The following is a 17,861-nucleotide window of genomic DNA, read 5'->3' as shown; positions in this document are numbered from 1 at the left end:
GGCCGCAGTTTGAGCCAAGTGGGCCTCCGTATACCCAAGTTGACAGATAATCGAATCCGGATAAGGTACAAGCATGAACATGTTTGAACAAGAATCAACAAGAACTGATCGGATCGGAGCACCGAAATCTGTCAGGATCGCACTCATGCTCGAGGAAGAGATCCGGTCAGGTGGGTTGGATACAGGCGCACCGCTGGCCAGTGAGAACGCGCTGGTCAAACGGTTCTCGGTCAGTCGAAACACGATACGCAAAAGCCTCGATATCCTCAGCCGCAAGGGTCTGATCACGACCCGGCGCGGCATCGGATCATTTGTAACCTTCGGGGGAAAAACGATCGACGACCGCAAGGGATGGAGCGTTGCATTATCCTCGGGTGAAACCGAACTTGCGACGCGGATTCTTCGCCTGACACGCGGTAAAATGGATTTAGCAGACGCACCTGAAAGTGTCGGCACCGATGTCCTGATGGTCGATCGTTTACGTTTTCGTGTGAACACCGGTCAGGGAGTGTCGCTGGAACGCAGCCGTGTCCCATGGCGTTCTGAGTTTTCCGAGATAATTGAGACCGGTCTGGAAAACGGCTCTTTGACTGAAACGCTTCGCAGTCGCGGGTTGGCGGTCAATGGCGGTAGCGAATGGGCGCGTGTTTTGCCCGCGCTCAGCCCGGAAGACGCGGCTGTCATGGGGCGCGTGTCAGGAGAACCGATGTTGCGGCTGTGCCGGTTGACCCGTTCAGCCGACGGGGACTCCCTGGAATTTGTCGAGAGCATTCTGGACCCAGACCTGTTTGGTCTGCACATGGAGTTTTGACGGCTATGGCCACTGGAGAACTGGCTTTCAGTCGCGCTTGCGGCGCTCTTGCCGGAATGGCCATCGGGGATGCGTTGGGTATGCCCTCACAAACGCTGTCGCGCTCAGAAATAGCGCAACATTATGGCGAGATCACAGCTTATGTCGCCCCCTACCCCGACCATCCGGTCTCTCATGGCCTACAGGCGGCGCAGGTGACGGATGACACCGAGCAGGCATTGCTGTTGGCTCAACGTTTAGTGAAAGATGGCGAAGGGTTTGACGAGGCGCTTTGGGCGCAAGACCTGCTGGATTGGGAGGGTGACGTCCGAGCGCGTGGTTTGCGCGACCTGCTGGGTCCATCTTCCAAAGCGGCTCTTGCAGCGATGCTGAACGGAGAACCAGCCAGCGAAACGGGGCGCAACGGAACGACAAACGGCGCTGCGATGCGAATTGCACCGGTTGGGATCGCCACGCATTTCTCGCCAACGCAGAATTTCTTGGACCGCGTGGAACTGGCCTGCCGTATGACGCATAACACGGGCGAAGCCATCGCCGCTGCTGCTGCTGTTGCCACTGTCGTCAGCTGTGGTGTGGATGGTCTTGATTTCGACTCAGCACTCGACGCAGCGCTGGACGCCGCAGAGCAAGGGCAGAAACGCGGCCATCGGTTTGGCGAAGCAAACATGCGCCGTCGGATTTCAAACGCACTTGATCTCGCTGATCAGGGCCTGACCGATGTAGAATTCGCGCAAATCGTCGGAACTTCTGTATCTTCGTATGAATCTGTCCCGGCGGCCTTTGGCATCGTAAGGATGGCGTCGGGGGATGTTTGGAAGGCCACGCGAATTGCCGCGAATATCGGGGACGACACAGATACAATCGGCGCTATTGCCGGTGCGATGGCCGGGGCATGCGCCGGAATTGAAGCCATCGCGCCCGCTGTACTCGACCCTGTTCGTGCTGCCAACAACCTACCCATCGAAGTAATAGCGGAACAGTTGCTTTCTCTTCGCCATACGTCTGACGCAAAGACGGAGGCCGCAAGATGACCAATCGGCTTCTTCAGATGTCAGGTGTTGTGGCCGACCTGCTCTATCAGGTCGAAGCTGTTCCAGCGGTTGGTGAAGAAGCTATCGTCAAGGGTTTCTCCATCGCACCTGGTGGCGGGTTCAACGCCATGGTGGCAGCGAAACGCGCTGGCATGATGGTATTCTATGGTGGTTCTATCGGATCTGGCCCATTTGCCAAGATTATTCGCGAAGGTCTTAACACCGAAGGTATCCCGTTCCTGCGGGCACAAGACCTAACACGCGATCAGGGCTGCTGTACCGTGATGATCGACCCTCAGGGTGAGCGGACCTTTGTGGCAAGCGACGGTGCTGAAGGGCACGTGACTACCGAGGACTTAACGCAGATCAGCTTTGCCGAATTCGATTGGACCCTTTTGTCTGGCTACGCTCTGCACTACACGGGCTCGCGTGATGCGCTGCACCAGAGGTTATCTGCGGATGCCCGCATCAATAACCTAGTGTTCGATCCTTCGCCCATCATCGCCTCTCTCCCACATGAAGTGCTGCAGACGGCGTTGAGACGGGCCACATGGATCAGTGCAAATGCGCGCGAAGCTGCGGTTCTGACTGGTCACACGGACCCTGTTGCTGCAGCCAGAGCACTTGCTGAAACGAGCCCTGATGACGGTGGAACTATTGTGCGACTGGGGGAAGACGGCTGCATTCTGGCCCGGCCCGATGCTCTTCACCATATCCCACCTTACCGCGTTCAAGCGGTGGACACCAACGGCGCTGGTGACACCCATGTTGGCAGTTTCATCGCGCGAATGGCGCGCGGTGATACCCCAAAGGAAGCAGCCATTTACGCAAATGTCGCTGCGGCGTTGTCAACCACACAACAAGGGCCCGCAACGGCGCCGACCCAAGCGGTCGTGGCGGACGCCCTAAACAAGAAAGAGGCGGGTTGATCGAGAACCAAAGCTAAAGACCATTCAACCGGGAGATCACAATGAACAAACGTATCCTATTAGCAACCACAGTTGCTTTGACAACAACGGGCGCGGCCGTTCTGGCCGATGAGATCCGAGTTCTCAATTGGCAAGGGTATGGAACCGACGAAGACTGGGCCATTTCTGCCTTTACCGAGGCAACGGGCCACACCGTCGTTCATGAATACTTCAATTCTGAACAAGAGATGTTGACCAAGCTTCGGACCAACCCCGGTGCCTATGACGTCGTGCTGATCAACGCGGCCTTTACGCCACAGGCGCAGGCCGAGGGGCTGATAGGGCCAGTGGACAGCTCGATGGTCGCGAATTTTAGCGACGTGCCCGAAAATCTGGCCGCCAATCCGGACCTCAACGCCGGAGGTGCGCTGCATGGAATGCCTTGGACCTGGGGCCTGACATCCTTTGCTGTGAACACCAATGAATTCAACGAGATGCCAACGTCGATTGAGGTATTTTGGGACACGGCGCACGAAGGCAAAGTCTCGATCCGCGATGACGCGTTGGAAGCCGTACAATTCGCAGCTATCGCAACGGGCCAGGATATCAACGACATCCAGGATCTCGATGCCATCGAGGCCAAACTTGCCGAGTTGATGCCTCAGATCAAAACCTATTGGGGTTCGGAGAACGACTGGAACCAGTTCATGGCCGCGGGCGATCTGGATGTGGCGACCTTCTGGTCAGGTTCTGCGAGCCGCTCGATGGCTTCCGGACTACCGGTTCAATTCATCGTGCCGGACGAGGGTGCAATCGGCTGGTTGGATGGTCTGTCGATCCCAACATCATCGACCAAGAAAGAGGCTGCACACGCCTTTATCAATTGGATGATCGACCCTGAGTTCTACGTCAAATGGGCCGAAAGCGGTGCCCCAGCTTCGGCCAATGCCAAGGCCGCCGCTGCGTTGCCTGATGACGCCTTCAACAAACGCGTTCTGGGCGACCCCGCAGTCGTGGCACGCGTCCAGTTCCAGCGTCCGGTCTCGGATGAAAATCGCGAGAGATACCTTGAGCTCTGGCAAGGGTTGAAAGCCGCCCAATAAGCCCAGGCACGCTAAGGAGAAAGCAGACATGTCAACGGTTCTCGCCCGACAAAACAGGCTCAAGATCGTCAGCCTGCTTTCTCCGGCTTATATTTGGCTGACGGTGGCTATATTTTTGCCGCTGTCGGCGATGTTGTATTTCAGCTTTTTGTCCGATGTGCCTTTTGGCGATGCCGAATGGCACTACACATCTGAAAACTATCAGGCCTTCTTCCAGACCTCGACTTACGCAACGCTGCTGTGGAAATCCATAAAGCTGGGCCTGACTGTGACGGTGATTTCCGTGCTGGTTGGCTTTCCCTGCGCCTATGTTCTGGCTAAGGCGATTAAGGGTAAGTCGCGCGAAGCACTATTCCTTCTGGTAATCCTGCCCTTCTGGTCGAATTCTCTGGTCCGGATATTTTCCTGGGCCATCGTTCTGCGCGGAAATGGAGTGCTAGAGCTCGGCCTCAACGCGATCCTGCCGTTCGAGGTCGATGTGAACCTGATGTTCTCGACCCCTGCGATCGTTATCGGCCTGGTCCATTCTTACCTGCCTTACGTGATCTTGACTTCGTATCTGGCCTTACAGGCCATCGACGACAATCTGATCGACGCCGCGCGGTCAATGGGGGCGAACAAACTGACCATCCTGTGGCGCGTCATCCTGCCTTTGTCCCTACCCGGGCTGTTGGCCGGTGCCGTACTGATTTTTGTACCTGTCGTCGGCTCGTTCATGGAACCACGCATATTGGGTGGTCGTGTCGGAACTTATTTTGGCACCGTGATTGAGGATCAGTTCGTGGCCGTGTTCAATTGGCCCTTAGGGGCTGCCTTGTCCTTTATCCTGCTTGCGGTGGTTTTGGTGATCCTGGCAACCGCCAGCCCGGCATTACGGAGGGCACAGACATGAAGAACACCTATCTGGTCTGGGCAGGTAAGGTTTGGCTTGGCCTAATCCTATTCTTTCTTTACGCCCCGATCATCGTCATGGCGTTCATGTCCTTCAACGCGTCACAGTATTATCAACTGCCCTTCGAATTTTCGCTAAAATGGTACGAAAAACTGGGCCAGAATACTGAAATTCTGAATGCCGCGACCCGCTCAATTCTGATTGCGCTCGCTACAACTGTGATAGCCACCATCTTGGGCACAGCCGCCTCGCTGGCCCTGTTCCGGTTCGAATTCCGTGGCAAGCGCTTCCTGCAGGTGATGCTGTTCCCGCCGATCGCAATTCCATGGCTGATCACGGGCACGGCGATGCTGATCTTTTTCTATGGCGTCGGTCTTGGCCGCGGCACACCGTCGGTTCTGATCGGCCATGTCGCGCTTGCACTGCCTTACGTGATCGTCGTCGTCAGCGCCCGTTTGGCGACATTTGATCCCACACTGGAAGAGGCCGCAAGGTCCATGGGTGCCGACAGCTGGACCGTCACCCGCCGCGTGACCCTGCCCTGGATCGCTTCGGGGATCATTGCCGGTGCTCTGTTCGCTTTTGCGGTCAGCTTTGACCAGTTCGTTGTATCGTACTTCCTCTCCGAACCCGGCGACAGCACGTTGCCAGTGCTGATCTACACCTCGATCCGCAAAGGCTTCACGCCGGAAATCAATGCAATCTCGACAATCATTATCGTAATCTCGATGGCCGTGATGCTGTTTGCAGCCCGGTTCTCAAATTTCGGAGGAGAACGCTGATGGCCGATGTTTCTGTCCAAAACGTCACCAAAACATTCGGGTCACTCAAGGCTTTGAACGACGTCACCATGCACTTTCCGGATGGTGGTTTTTTTGCCCTGCTCGGCCCGTCAGGCAGCGGTAAGACGACGTTGCTGCGTGCCATTGCCGGGTTCATCTTTGCGGACAGTGGTTCGATCCATATCGGTGATCAGTCGGTCGAGCACATTCCCGTCGAAAAGCGCGACATCGGAATGATGTTCCAGAACTATGCTCTGTTTCCCAATATGACCGTCGCCGACAATGTGGGTTTTGGATTGCGTGTACGCAAAGTAGGTGCAGCCGAGGAACGCCGCCGCGTGGGTGAAGCGCTGGAACTGGTACAGCTTGGGCAACTGGGCGACCGCAAACCTCATCAGTTGTCTGGTGGTCAACGACAGCGCGTGGCATTGGCACGGGCTATTGTCACTAATCCAAAGGTGCTTCTATTGGACGAGCCGCTATCGGCCTTGGACAAATCTTTGCGCGTCGACATGCAGATAGAATTGAAGCGTATTCAGCGTGAGATTGGCATTACAACGATCTTTGTGACCCATGATCAGGAAGAAGCCCTTACTTTGTCAGACAAGATCGGCATCCTCAGACAGGGAACGATGATACAGGCTGGCCCGCCACGCGAGGTTTATAACAATCCTGTCGACGTGTTTACCGCCGAATTTCTGGGCGAAGCCAATATTCTTACAGGTCAAAGCGGCTTGGCTCTGAATTCTGGCGGTGCGGATATCAAATTACCACTCAGCGCGACACCGCAGTCGACGCTGGCCGTCAGACCCGAGAACATGAGCATATCTATCTCAGAGCCTGACGGCGACGAGATCTCAAAACTCCCCGCCACGCTGGTCCGTCGCATCTTCGCCGGAGCGATGGCGACCTGCGTCCTGAAACACAACGACAACACCTTCAAAGTCATTGCGCGCGATCAGGACATCCCGGAGTTGCCCGAAGGTGGCGAAATATGGCTGAGCTGGAAACCTGAGCACACGATTGTCGTTCCAGAAGGATCAGTTGGGTTCGATCCCAACTGAGCCGAGCAAGATCAAGTTCGAAAACCCTCGTTCGTGGCGCTACGACAAACACGGCCTGACGTACGTTGACCTCGTGATAAACGAAGTGACTGCACGCGACCGGATCAGCCTACTAATTGAATGACGCCTCACTGGGTGGCGAATGCGATTAATAGTCCGGCGATCTGGGTTCAAACATCAATCCAATATATGCAGCACTGGATCTGCGCTGCCACCGGGTTGGAAAACAATTCGAACCAGCTTCAATCAGATTAGTAGAACAACATAGCCTGTCACCTTGTAGGTGCCTGCGCCGCCCACATGCCCAGGCCAGTGAGCTTGCTCAAACTAGGGGTTCAAACGAGACCGTGACATCTGCGAACAAATCTGCATCGCCCACCTCGAAATACTGTCGAGTGATCGTGCGCTTGACGTATTCGTCATTTTCTTCCAGCCACAATCCGATCCAGGATGAGCGCGCAGAACAGGATCGCCAATCCAGCCAGAATTCCTTGTCCTGCAGCGGCATATTGAAGTGCCTCCAGCACGTCCTCGCCCAAGCCTTTTGCACCGATCAGCGAGGCAACGACCACCATCGCAAGAGACATCAGGATAGTCTGATTCACACCCGCCATGATAGTCTTGTGCGCTAGGGGCAGATCTACCCTCCATAGCAGATACCGGGGCGTCGCTCCGAAGGCTAATGCGGCCTCCCGCACGGTTTCGGGGACTTGCTGCAGGCCAAGAACGGTAAAACGGATCACCGGGGGGCTGCCAAAGATCATTGTAGCGACCACGCCCGCTGGCTTGCCTGATCCGATAAAGGCCACGACCGGGATCAAGTAGACGAACGACGGCATCGACTGCATGAAATCCAAAATCGGTCGCACGATTGCAAACGCCCGCGGGCGGCGCGCACAATAGATGCCCAGCGGGATACCTAGCGTGATCGAGATCAACGCCGCAGCGCCCAGCAGGGCAATCGTGGTCATCGCTTTTTCCCAGAAATCCAACAGGCCCAGATAGGCCAGCGCCGCACCGGTGAAGATTGCCACGCGCGGTCCGGCAGAGAGATAGGCCAGCATGATAATCACCAGTGCCACGACCGGCCACGGCGTATCGACCAGCACTACCTCAATCCAGTCCAGCAGGGTGCGCATCCCAAAGGTCAGCCCATCGAAGAAGCCGCGCCCGGCGGTTTTAGTCCATTCAAACACTGCTTGTACGCCATCGCCGACGTTCAAACGCCAGTCCCGGTTGGTTGGGAAAGTTTTGAGTACTGCTAGCGCATCGGGTTGCGCGAACTTGATCATCGACAAGATTACTACCACGGCGGTCAGCGCCGTCGCGACGACTACTCGAGGCAGCGACCAGCCATGCGCTACGCTCGGGTCCGAACGCCAGCGCGCGAACTGCCCTTCAAGCGTCCAGTTGGCCAACGAGGCGGCCAGGAACTTAAACGCCAGCAGAAGGACGATCCCGATAACCAGATAGGTGAATCCTGTCGAATCCGCTGAACGTGCGGCCTCCTGCGCGCCTGCCAATGCACCCTCAAGCGATTCCGCGGCGCGCTTCAATGACTCCAAAGTGGTTGAACCGGATTGCTCTGCCGCTGCAATTTGCTGGCGGCGCAGCTCCAATGTCTGCTCAATCTGTTCCGCGCGTTCCCGAAACTCACGGCCCAGATCACCGAACAAGCCCAGACCGATTTGGATAAAGGCAAGCGTTTCCAACACCAAAAACCCAAGGAACCACGACCACAGCCCCCGCGCCCCGAACCATATCGGACCCAAAATTGCAGCAGCTTTGTTCAGCGTAAAACGGTAGCCGGGGGCCTGCATCATGTAGGCGAAGGTCTTTTGGTAATAGGACTGCCCCTGCCCCACGAAATCTCCGATCAAGCCATTCAGGCGGTCGGCGGTTTCCGGTTGGATCTGTTGTGTATCAACATGTTTCATAGCGGTCCCCTTAGGCTTGACTGTCCTGAATCGCGCGGATCAGACCCGCTCGGTTGATAACACCCACGGTCTTGCCATCCTGAGTGACGGCTACAACTCCATGACCATCAACGCAGAGGTTCATCAGATCGGACAAATCCATGTCCGGATGCGCCTCTTTGGCATCTTCGGGCACTTCGCCGTGATGCGCCTCGAACTCTTCGACCGGTTTCATCACCGCATGGGCGAAGATCATGTTGAGTTTGGAAATCCCTGCCACAAAGTCGGCCACATAGTCATCGGTGGGGTTGAGGATGATCTCTTCCGGCGTACCGATCTGCACAATGCGCCCATCCTTCATGATCGCGATACGATCGCCGATGCGGATCGCTTCATCTAGATCGTGGGTGATGAACATCGTGGTTTTGTTCAGCTTGTGGCTGAGATCCATGAACTGGTCCTGCAACTGCTTTCGGATCAGCGGGTCGAGGGCCGAGAACGGCTCGTCCATCAGCAATATCTCGGGGTCGGCGGCGATGGCACGGGCCAGACCCACACGTTGCTGCATACCGCCCGACAGCTCATGCGCATATTTGTCTTCCCAACCGTTGAGCTCGACGAGTTCCAGCACCCGGTCCGCTTCTTCCCAGCGGCGCGCCTTTCCGGTGCCTCGGATTTCCAGCGGCATCGCTACGTTGTCGCGGACAGTACGGTGGGGCATCAGGCCGAAGTTCTGGAACACCATAGCGACGCGCCGGTTGCGCAGGTCGCGCAGGCCCTCATCATTCAGGCCCATCACGTCCTCGCCATCCAGATAGATATGGCCGTCAGTGGGCTCCAACAGGCGATTCACATGGCGCACAAGGGTCGACTTGCCCGAACCCGATAAGCCCATGACGCAGAACAACTCACCCCGCTCGATTTCGAAACTTGCATCGGCGACGCCGACAACGCAGTTGAAGCGCTCCAGCACTTCGGCCTTGCTCAGCCCCTCGCTGTGGATGGCTTGCAAAGCTTCCTGCGACCGCGCACCAAAAACCTTCCAAACGCCTTTTGCGTCGATTGCGATATCCGCTGTCATACTGGCCCCACCGCAGTTGAATGAATCGAGCAACGCCCCCGAAATCATCGGGGGCGCACAGGTTTTAGTTGGTGGTCAGACCAAGCCAGCTGTCGACGGTATCGCCATTGGCGGCGATCCACTCGGCCACGACCTCGTCTGTGTCACGCCCTTTGACCACGACCTCGTAAGTCAGGCCGCTCAGCTCACCGGCATCCATGTCGATATTGGCCAGAAAGGACGCCGCTGCCGGGTTGCGCTGCTCAAGCGATTTGGAATGGGCGACGGTCACAGTCTTGACCGGTTCACCGGTGCTGATATGGGACTTGTTGAACCAATCCGCGTCCTGATCGGGCTGCACCATCTTGTAGGTGGTCGCATCATGGTCGGGTTCTTCCAGAATTGTCACATCATACAAAGCATGCACGTAATGCGGCGCATAGCAGTAGAACGCCGCACCCTTCTGTTGGTCAACCTGGTCCTTCAAGCGCGAATAGAACACGGTTTCATCCTCGGTCGTTGGTGTCAGGAAGGTCTCGATCCCATAGTCCCGCACCCGCACTTTGAATGTGTTGGTCGAAGCCCAGCCCGAAGCACCAACCCAAACCTCACCCATGCCGTCACCATCCGAGTCGAAGAGCTCTTGCGCCATTGGGGTAGCCAGATCGTAGATTGAACGAATGTTGTGATCCTCAACCATATAGTTCGGCACGCAGATGCCGGCGCGCCCCTCGTAGCTGCCAGAAGACAGCGCGACGGTGCCCTTCTGATCGACATACTCGTCGGTGAAGGACGACTGGTTCGGCAGCCAGACATCCGGGTGCACGTCGATATCTCCACGCCCGCCATCCATCGCTGCAAAGATCACCGCATTGGCGCCAGGCGCATAGCCAACCTCGCCGCCTAGACGTGTTTCGATAACCTGACCAATGACGCGGCTCATAATCTTGGCACCGGGCCAGCTGGGTTCACCGACCATCACTTTGTCCTGCGCGATCGCGGTTGTCGCGCCCAAAGTCAGGGTCAATGCTGCTGTTAGCATTCCTTTTTTCATATTAATTCTCCCGTTTCGTTGAGTTGCATGCGCCATCAGGCGCGCGCCCGCTTGCGTTGCGGGTCTATGAATGGAATGTCCGAGACCGTCGCGCACAGGCGTTTCATCCGTCCGTCGAGCTGTCCGATCTCCAATTGAGTGCCGTTTTCCGCCTGCTCGACCGACAATCGGGCCATCGCAATCGCATGCTCCAGCATCGGTGAACGTATAGCCGAGGTCACCACACCCACCTGCCGTTCTCCTGCATAGACCGGGGCACCGTGGGCTGGCACGTCATCACAACCGATCAGCAGCCCTTTGAGCACCCGGCGCGGGTCGCGTGCGTTGCGTTGCAGAGCCGACTTGCCGGTGAAGTCAGACTTGGTCAGATCGACCGCAAAGCCCAATCCAGCCTCGAACGCATCGACGCCCGGTGCGAATTCGGCGTTTGCCGCGGCTAGACCTGCCTCGATCCGGATGATGTCTAGTGCGGCTGAACCCATTGGGGCGATCCCGAACTCTTCGCCGGCTGCCATTACCGCATCCCAGATCGCGACAGCATCGGATTTTGAGCAGAAAACTTCATACCCTAATTCGCCGGTATAGCCCGATCGCGACAGCATGAACGGCGCACCTTCGCGATCGTTCAGCCGTGCGACGGTGACACCGAACCATTTTAGATGATCCAAGCTGGGTACATGCGGTTGGGTAAAAGCGATCTTGCGTAGCAAGTCGCGCGATTTCGGCCCTTGAATAGCCAGGTTTGGCATCGTTCCGCGCAATGCGTGGACCCGTACTTGCAAGCCGCGCGCGTCTGCCAGTTCCTGCAACACCCGCCCGCTTTCCTCGGATCCGCAGCACCAACGGAAAATTTCGGGTGCCAGACGGAACAGGGTGCCATCGTCAATGACCGATCCACTTTCGTCGCACATCAGCGTGTAAGATCCACGCCAAACCGGCAGTTTCGCCACGTTTCGAGTGGTGGCCAGTTGCAGCAGCGCCTCGGCATCCGGGCCGACGATGTCGAATTTGCGCAGACCGCTCATGTCCTGCACTGTCAAAGCCTCGCGGCAGGCCCAATATTCACCCAAAGTACCATGGGCCGGGTAACTGACCGGTGCCCATAGATCACGCGCTGGCGCGAAATGCTGGGTCAGCGGGGCCAGACGGTCATGAAAAGCGGACTCCTGGCTGATCGACATGAGGGCGTCTTCCTTTTCGCGATAGGCAACCGCACGGCGGATCGGTGTTTCAGGGCGGTAGATACGTACATGCACATCCGTCGGGTTCCAGCCGTTGATCGGATCAATGTCGTCTGGACAGGCGGTCGAGGTGCAGACCAAATCCTCCAACGCTCGCATGGCAACATAATCACCGGGGCGCGAACGGGATTCTTCAGTCAGGATATGATGCGAAGCCGGGTCAACCCACGTGCTCCAGAAGAAATTGATTGCGGGCCAAGCGGTCCGCTTTTTGACACCGTAGGGCACCAGAGCATTGGTCATGTTGTCGGAACAGTTTAGATGGCCGGGAAAGCCTCTCTCTTCATAACCGCGAGCGGTGCACGCCAGACCGAATGTATCGTGTTGACCACAAGTGTCCTGAACCACATTCAGTAACGGGCGCATATCGCGATCAAAGAATTTATCCAGCAAACCGGGACCGGGAAAAGCCCGTCTAACCATGGACCGAGTGGCAGTGGAGTCGATCATCCATTCCTCGCCACGGTCCAGGCCATCTGCCCGCAACGCCATGAAATCGGAACATTGCTGGCCTTCAACATCGATGATTTGAACAAATTCGCCAGCTTTAAGCTCATACGCCATGGCGCTGCCGCGAGGGACGGTGAACTCGTCTCGTGTATCACCCAGCAAAGGCGGCAATTGCACATCACGTTTGGCTGCGGGCTTGTGCAGAACCGTCACAATTCCGGCGCCTGAGCCTTCGATTAGCCCGGCAACTCCGACGGGTCGGATCAACCAGACCGTCATCGTCTGACTGGCACGTATAATCACTGGCTCGGATGATTGATCAAATCTGTAACAAGGAACCCGCTGATCCCCATCCCGCGCTGCTATCCAACCCGAGAACCGGGCACTGTCAAAACCGTCCCATTCAACCAACCCGGTTTGGCTCAGCCCAAGTGCCGCAAGCATCGGCTGCCCACCCTCTGCCAAAGCAGCAAGATCCAATGGCTGCAGTGAACCAGCCCCTTCTACTGACAGCAAATCTCCGGATTTGATCGACAGCTTTACCGCCTCGCGCGGAGACAGGACATGCGTGCGTGCGTCAAGGGCATTTGGGAAGCCCGGGAACCGGCGACCGGGGCCGTCGTACCCCGTGTTAGTAAAAGTATGTAAAACCGTAGACCCATGCATGGCGCAGTCAGATTCCCAAAATGTAACTAGTTACAGAGCTTGATGAAACCAGTTACATATGTCAACTCTTTACTTAGAAATCGGCAAGACGGGCCCTAAAATCAGTGACGCAGAAAACCCCCGAGCCTAAAAAACGCTCAAATCTCAGAGATGTAGCAAAAGCAGCGGGCGTGTCCGTCGCAACGGTGTCCAGGGTGCTGAATGAACCGACCGTGGTGAAGAAGGAAACGCTCGAAAAAGTTCAGACCGCGATTGCCGAGCTAAAATTCGTTCCTAGCGCGGCTGCCAGGGCAATCAATTCTGGTCGCACCCGCTTTGTTGGGGCTTTGGTGCCTACGCTGGACAATGCGATCTTTGCCCGTTTCCTTGCTGCTCTGGAGCGTAAGTTTTCAGACCATCAGTTGTCTCTGATCGTTGCGACAACCGAGGCGAGCCTAGAGATCGAAGCCGAGAAAGCCAAAAGCCTGCTAGATATCGGAGCAGAAGGACTGATCATCACTGGCATTACGCACAGCCCGGCGTTTCACGAACTGATCGAACGGGCGTCGTTGCCAACGATCGTCACGTCTTTCTTTAATCCGGAAAACCCGCTGCCGACCATCGGGTATGACAACGCGGCTGCGGCGCAACTTGCCCTACAACACCTTGTTGAACTCGGACACCGAGACATTGCGGTCGTGCATGGCCCCGTTAACGACAATGACCGTACCCAAGCGCGCCTAACCGGCCTCAAAGCCTTTCCCTTCGACGGAAAGCTCTCAACCTTCGAGACCGAGATCAGCCATCAGGGCGGCGCAGACGCTGCAAAACACTTGGGCAATCTAAGCACCAGGCCAACGGCAATTCTATGTCTATCCGATGTCGTCGCCCTGGGGGTTTTGCTTGGTCTTCAGGCGCAAAATATCATCGTCCCGGACCAAATTTCCATGGTCGGGGTTGACGATCTTCCAACTTCGTCTGTGACCGTTCCGCCACTGACAAGCGTACATTTACCGGTTTCTCAGATGGGTGAACGCGCAGCGGATGCGCTTGCCAACTGGATCACATCTCATCAGGCGCCCGAATCCGAAGAGCTGTTTACACAACTCGTTGTTCGGAGCTCTACAAAACGTTGTTGAGGCAAGTGTTCCAGACCAGAAATTAGCCCACGCGTTCGATACCGGGCTTCAGTGTCCCGAATGCAACCGTTGGAAGGATGCAGTTACTGCAGGGATGTACGCAACTATATGCGCTCCTTGCTGTCTTTCGGATGTGCCATTTTGCCCGCGTTTGTGGCCGCCCATTCATGCATGGCCTGCAACAATGGGATCAGACTTTGCCCCAATGATGTCAGACTATATTCCACATGTGGAGGGATTGTCCGAAAGTCCTTGCGGGACACAAAGCCGGCGTCCTGCAGCTCAACAAGTTGTCGGGTAAGCGTGCGGTGGGTGATGCTTCCGAGGTTGCGCTGAAGCTGATTAAACCGAGAGGTTTCCTGCGCCAGCCAATAGATGATCAAGAGTTTCCACTTGCCCGAGATCGCCTCTATCAGTGGCTCAATCAGACAGTTTTCATCTGGTTCGAGCGTTGCCATAGCGGTATCCTATATGACCGTACTTGTCGCTTTGATCTTGTATTTTTAACTACGCCTCAGACTTACGGAACGCAACGAGGAAGAAGATGACCCAGAAGAAAGTCGTGATTGTCGGCGGTGGATATGTTGGCTTTGAGGTCGCCAAAGCATTGGATGGATACGCTGATGTTACGCTGATCGAGCAGCGCGAAGCCTTTGTGCAGCCGCCAGCGACCATTCGTGCACTTTTGCAGCCCGAATTGTTGGATCAGATCATTCTGCCCTATGATCGTTTGCTGATGCGCGGACGCGTCATTCGCGGTCGGGCCTCAAGGGTTACACAATCCGAAATTACGTTAGAAGACGGAACCATCTATCCCGCCGATTACATCGTCCTGGCAACAGGTTCGTCCTATGCCGCGCCTTTCAAACCTGAAGGCAACAGCATTAAGGATTTTCGCGAGGCGAGTGCTGAGGTTAGTTTGCAATTGTCGTCAGCAAAGTCGGTTGTCATCGTCGGAGCAGGTGCGGTCGGCACCGAGTTGGCAGGGGAAATCGCCGCAGCTCAACCCGACAAAGACATCACATTGGTTTCTTCAGATAACACTTTGTTTCCAATGTACCCGGCAAAGTTGGGCGCGCAGTTGAAACGCAAGCTGGAACGCGCCGGCGTGAACATCGTTCTGGGCCAAAGAACGGAAAACTTGCTACACTTGGACAGACCCTATGCCGGGTCGGTCAAATTGACCGATGGCCGGGTGATTAGTGCTGATCTGGTGTTTCCTGTGATCGGATCCAGGCCAAATACGGCTTTGGCGCAAACGCTTTCCGGGGTCGCCACGGCACCTTCTGGCCGGATTCAAACCGACAAATGGTTACGCCCTTCCAAGCACCCGAACGTCTTCATCGCAGGAGACATTGCCGATATCGGTGACGGTATGACCATTGTGGCAATATCCCGACAGAATCCGTGGCTGATCAAAACCTTGAAACAAGCACTGAAAGGCCAGGCGATCGAGGGTCTAAAGCCATATGTGCCATGGAAAAAAGCCCCGATCTTACTGCCCCTTGGTCCCAAAATCGGGAACAGCTGGCTATTTGCGACTGTTGGCGATTGGGTCACGCGCCAGATGAAGGGAAAAGACCTTTTTATTTCGAAGTATCGCAAGGCGTTCGGGCGATAGGATGGACTGAATGCCCCACAATTCACCTCCCGACAAGAGACTGCCAGGACATAAACTGATGACACGTGTCGACCTTCCGAAATTTCCAACGAGCCAGGGGTATATGAGTGAGCGCGTTCAGCAGGCATATATCACAGCTGCGATCGAAAATGGACTGCTGCCCGCTGACGCCCACCGCATGGCAGAGGTTGTTTCGCTAACTGCACCGGGCGACACCTCAAAGCCGATTCAGTTCTGGCAGCTATTCTCTGTCTTGGGACAAGATGCAATTGTTGGCGTAGTCACCAGATTCTATGAACGCGTGTTTGCCGATGAGCCTTGGTTCACATCCGTCTTCGAAAGGGTTGGGGGATTGCACCACCATGTTGCGACCCAGGCATCCATGTGGATCGATGTCATGGGGGGTGGCCCCTATTACCACGGCGCTGAGTTTCGGTTGAACTTTCATCACGCGCATAACGCTATTGCTCTGATGAATGACAAGGGGGCAGAACGCTGGGCCAACCTGATGAGACAGACGTTGGATGCCTCTGCGGACCTGCTCACAGATGATCCACGCGTGCGGATCAGCCTCAACACGTTCCTGTCATACTTCATGACAAAATACGCCGAAGAATTCGCCTTCCAGGATCGGCACATTTTTGGTGAAACGAACGGACAGCTAAAGCGCCGGATAAACTTCCTGAGAATGACGACCGCAGCAATCGAAAATTTGAGCACGCAAGAGCTAAGCGACGCGCTGGCTGAGCACGGTGTGGACGTGTCCCAATATCCGGACAAACAGGCGCTTGTTGAAAAAGCGTTGATGATGTGACGCCTGCAATCCAAGCTAGACACCAATCGTCAGCAATATGAGCCACGGTGGCAAAGTAACAGAATCGATCAAATCAGTAGGATTCGATCACGATTTTGATGGGCCGCTTCTGGAGCTCAGCGACAAACTGTGGCACGAAAGTTTGGACATGTATGTGCTGAACGTCATCAAAAATTGCCATATTGTAACGCCAATACTGATCGAGCAAGGTGACGGTGCTTTCGTAAACATCTCGTCCATGAACACAATCGAGCCGCGCGCGCCCTATCCGATGAGCATGCTGCGCGGCGCACTACACAGTTTCTCAAAGCTCTATGGGGACCGTTACGCGCGGCACAACACTCGCGTGAACAACCTGCTGCCGGGATTTTGCGAGAACGTGAACTTGTAAGAACGGGCCCGTCGGGAAATCCCCGCTCAGCGGCCCTCAACATTCGAAGAAATTGGGCAATCTTGCGTGTTTCTCGCCAGCGGTGGGGCCCGGTATGTTAACGCTCAGAGTATACTGTCCGATGGCGGCATGAACCGGGCGGTGCGATAGCAAAAAAAGCGTTGAAGTATGATTGTAACAGTACTCAAAGAAATCTTAGGCTCAGAACGGGACGTTTCTGGCCCGAGTTGGAATAGCAGAACGCTATTGCTTGCCTCTGACGGTATGGGATTTTCGCTCACGGATACGATCAAAAATACAGGAGCAGAGCTCGAGCTTGAATACATCCATCACTTAGAGGCGTGTTATTGTATCGAAGGCAAAGGGCAGATCAGGTCGTCTGAAGATGGTACTTGGTATCCAGTTGAGCCATTTACCCTATACGCATTGGATCAACATGATCGGCACGTGATTCGCGCAACAGACGCTGACCTGCGGCTGGATTGCGTATTCAATCTGTCGCTCAGCGGCCGCGAAATACACCGCGAAGACGGAAGCTATGTGCCGGCCGATTACCAAGACAAAATAACATTCTTGCGCACGCGACAGCCTGTAGCTCGGTCTGGCACCGATCATCTGGGTAGTAGGCTCAGGACTCTGCCTTTGGCCCTATGCAAATGAATTGTTACTACCCGACTTTAAACACGATTTACACCCGACATCTGTACCATGGTGGTTTCCTCCCGTTGCCGTGCCACCACGAGATAGCGACGATATTGGCCCTTAAGAAAGCCATGCCGTGCGAAACGATTTGTCCGGCAATCCGCCGTGATTCAAGTTCAATTGCAGCATTGCTGAAGGGGTGGATTGCTCCTGCTTCTAGCGGCGTCGCAATGCGCCATAGTGCAGGTGTCTAAATCTGCTTTTGAGAGGAGCCACCCCATGCAAGTTACCACGATC

16 protein-coding genes and 1 pseudogene are annotated in these 17,861 nt (G+C 55.7%); 12 read left to right on the top strand and 5 right to left on the bottom strand.

Annotated elements, in window-relative coordinates; translation table 11 throughout:
- The first annotated feature begins 73 nt into the window (after positions 1-73).
- From ACR0IU_RS19580 to ACR0IU_RS19550, 7 genes are read left to right on the top strand one after another with little or no spacing between them, the layout of a single operon-like run.
- A complete protein-coding gene (locus tag ACR0IU_RS19580; protein WP_480717408.1) occupies positions 74-811 on the top strand; it encodes a GntR family transcriptional regulator in 738 nt (245 codons plus the stop codon).
- A gap of 5 nt (positions 812-816) precedes the next feature.
- The gene (locus tag ACR0IU_RS19575; RefSeq protein ID WP_480717407.1) at positions 817-1,842 is read left to right on the top strand and encodes an ADP-ribosylglycohydrolase family protein; all 1,026 of its coding nucleotides are present in this window, start codon (positions 817-819) and stop codon (positions 1,840-1,842) included.
- Positions 1,839-2,771: a PfkB family carbohydrate kinase gene (locus tag ACR0IU_RS19570; protein WP_480717406.1), complete on the top strand. Its 933-nt coding sequence runs from the start codon at positions 1,839-1,841 to the stop codon at positions 2,769-2,771. Before ACR0IU_RS19575 ends, ACR0IU_RS19570 begins: the two co-directional genes overlap by 4 nt.
- A 41-nt stretch (positions 2,772-2,812) precedes the next feature.
- The gene (locus ACR0IU_RS19565) at positions 2,813-3,853 is read left to right on the top strand and encodes an ABC transporter substrate-binding protein (RefSeq protein ID WP_480714711.1); all 1,041 of its coding nucleotides are present in this window, start codon (positions 2,813-2,815) and stop codon (positions 3,851-3,853) included.
- Between the two features lie 28 nt (positions 3,854-3,881).
- Positions 3,882-4,745, top strand: coding sequence for an ABC transporter permease (locus tag ACR0IU_RS19560; protein ID WP_170477115.1), 864 nt, complete (start codon positions 3,882-3,884; stop codon positions 4,743-4,745).
- A complete protein-coding gene (locus ACR0IU_RS19555) occupies positions 4,742-5,527 on the top strand; it encodes an ABC transporter permease (RefSeq protein ID WP_170477118.1) in 786 nt (261 codons plus the stop codon). Before ACR0IU_RS19560 ends, ACR0IU_RS19555 begins: the two co-directional genes overlap by 4 nt.
- The gene (locus ACR0IU_RS19550; protein ID WP_480717405.1) at positions 5,527-6,591 is read left to right on the top strand and encodes an ABC transporter ATP-binding protein; all 1,065 of its coding nucleotides are present in this window, start codon (positions 5,527-5,529) and stop codon (positions 6,589-6,591) included. The genes ACR0IU_RS19555 and ACR0IU_RS19550 overlap by 1 nt, the downstream gene beginning before the upstream one ends.
- A gap of 419 nt (positions 6,592-7,010) precedes the next feature.
- On the opposite strand, the gene ACR0IU_RS19545 is transcribed toward ACR0IU_RS19550, so the two are convergent.
- The 4 genes from ACR0IU_RS19545 to ACR0IU_RS19530 all read right to left on the bottom strand — a co-directional run bounded on the left by ACR0IU_RS19545 (position 7,011) and on the right by ACR0IU_RS19530 (position 12,978).
- A complete protein-coding gene (locus tag ACR0IU_RS19545) occupies positions 7,011-8,528 on the bottom strand; it encodes an ABC transporter permease (RefSeq protein WP_480717404.1) in 1,518 nt (505 codons plus the stop codon).
- Between the two features lie 10 nt (positions 8,529-8,538).
- Complete coding sequence (locus ACR0IU_RS19540; protein ID WP_480717403.1) at positions 8,539-9,588, bottom strand: quaternary amine ABC transporter ATP-binding protein; 1,050 nt, start codon at positions 9,586-9,588, stop codon at positions 8,539-8,541.
- A 64-nt stretch (positions 9,589-9,652) separates the two neighbouring features.
- Entirely contained in the window at positions 9,653-10,621 is a 969-nt protein-coding gene (locus tag ACR0IU_RS19535) for an ABC transporter substrate-binding protein (RefSeq protein WP_480717402.1), read from the bottom strand.
- Between the two features lie 35 nt (positions 10,622-10,656).
- The gene (locus ACR0IU_RS19530; RefSeq protein WP_480717401.1) at positions 10,657-12,978 is read right to left on the bottom strand and encodes a DUF1989 domain-containing protein; all 2,322 of its coding nucleotides are present in this window, start codon (positions 12,976-12,978) and stop codon (positions 10,657-10,659) included.
- Between the two features lie 104 nt (positions 12,979-13,082).
- Between ACR0IU_RS19530 and ACR0IU_RS19525 the strand changes: the two genes are divergently transcribed.
- Positions 13,083-14,096, top strand: coding sequence for a LacI family DNA-binding transcriptional regulator (locus ACR0IU_RS19525; RefSeq protein ID WP_480717400.1), 1,014 nt, complete (start codon positions 13,083-13,085; stop codon positions 14,094-14,096).
- 104 nt (positions 14,097-14,200) lie between these two features.
- On the opposite strand, the gene ACR0IU_RS19520 is transcribed toward ACR0IU_RS19525, so the two are convergent.
- A complete protein-coding gene (locus ACR0IU_RS19520) occupies positions 14,201-14,554 on the bottom strand; it encodes a winged helix-turn-helix transcriptional regulator (RefSeq protein ID WP_010442661.1) in 354 nt (117 codons plus the stop codon).
- A gap of 41 nt (positions 14,555-14,595) precedes the next feature.
- Here ACR0IU_RS19520 and ACR0IU_RS19515 point away from each other — a divergent pair, with 41 nt between their 5' ends.
- From ACR0IU_RS19515 to ACR0IU_RS19500, 4 genes and pseudogenes are all read left to right on the top strand, one after another.
- The gene (locus tag ACR0IU_RS19515) at positions 14,596-15,717 is read left to right on the top strand and encodes an NAD(P)/FAD-dependent oxidoreductase (protein ID WP_480717479.1); all 1,122 of its coding nucleotides are present in this window, start codon (positions 14,596-14,598) and stop codon (positions 15,715-15,717) included.
- A gap of 58 nt (positions 15,718-15,775) precedes the next feature.
- Positions 15,776-16,531, top strand: coding sequence for a truncated hemoglobin (locus tag ACR0IU_RS19510; protein ID WP_480717399.1), 756 nt, complete (start codon positions 15,776-15,778; stop codon positions 16,529-16,531).
- A 37-nt stretch (positions 16,532-16,568) separates the two neighbouring features.
- Positions 16,569-17,072 (top strand): annotated as a pseudogene (locus tag ACR0IU_RS19505) (SDR family oxidoreductase).
- 18 nt (positions 17,073-17,090) lie between these two features.
- Positions 17,091-17,582 (top strand): ectoine synthase, encoded by a 492-nt coding sequence (locus ACR0IU_RS19500; protein ID WP_480717398.1) that lies wholly within the window; start codon positions 17,091-17,093, stop codon positions 17,580-17,582.
- Positions 17,583-17,861 lie beyond the last annotated feature (279 nt).

Source organism: Ruegeria sp. CL5 (assembly GCF_056536485.1).
This window is presented reverse-complemented; position numbering and strand designations above follow the sequence as displayed.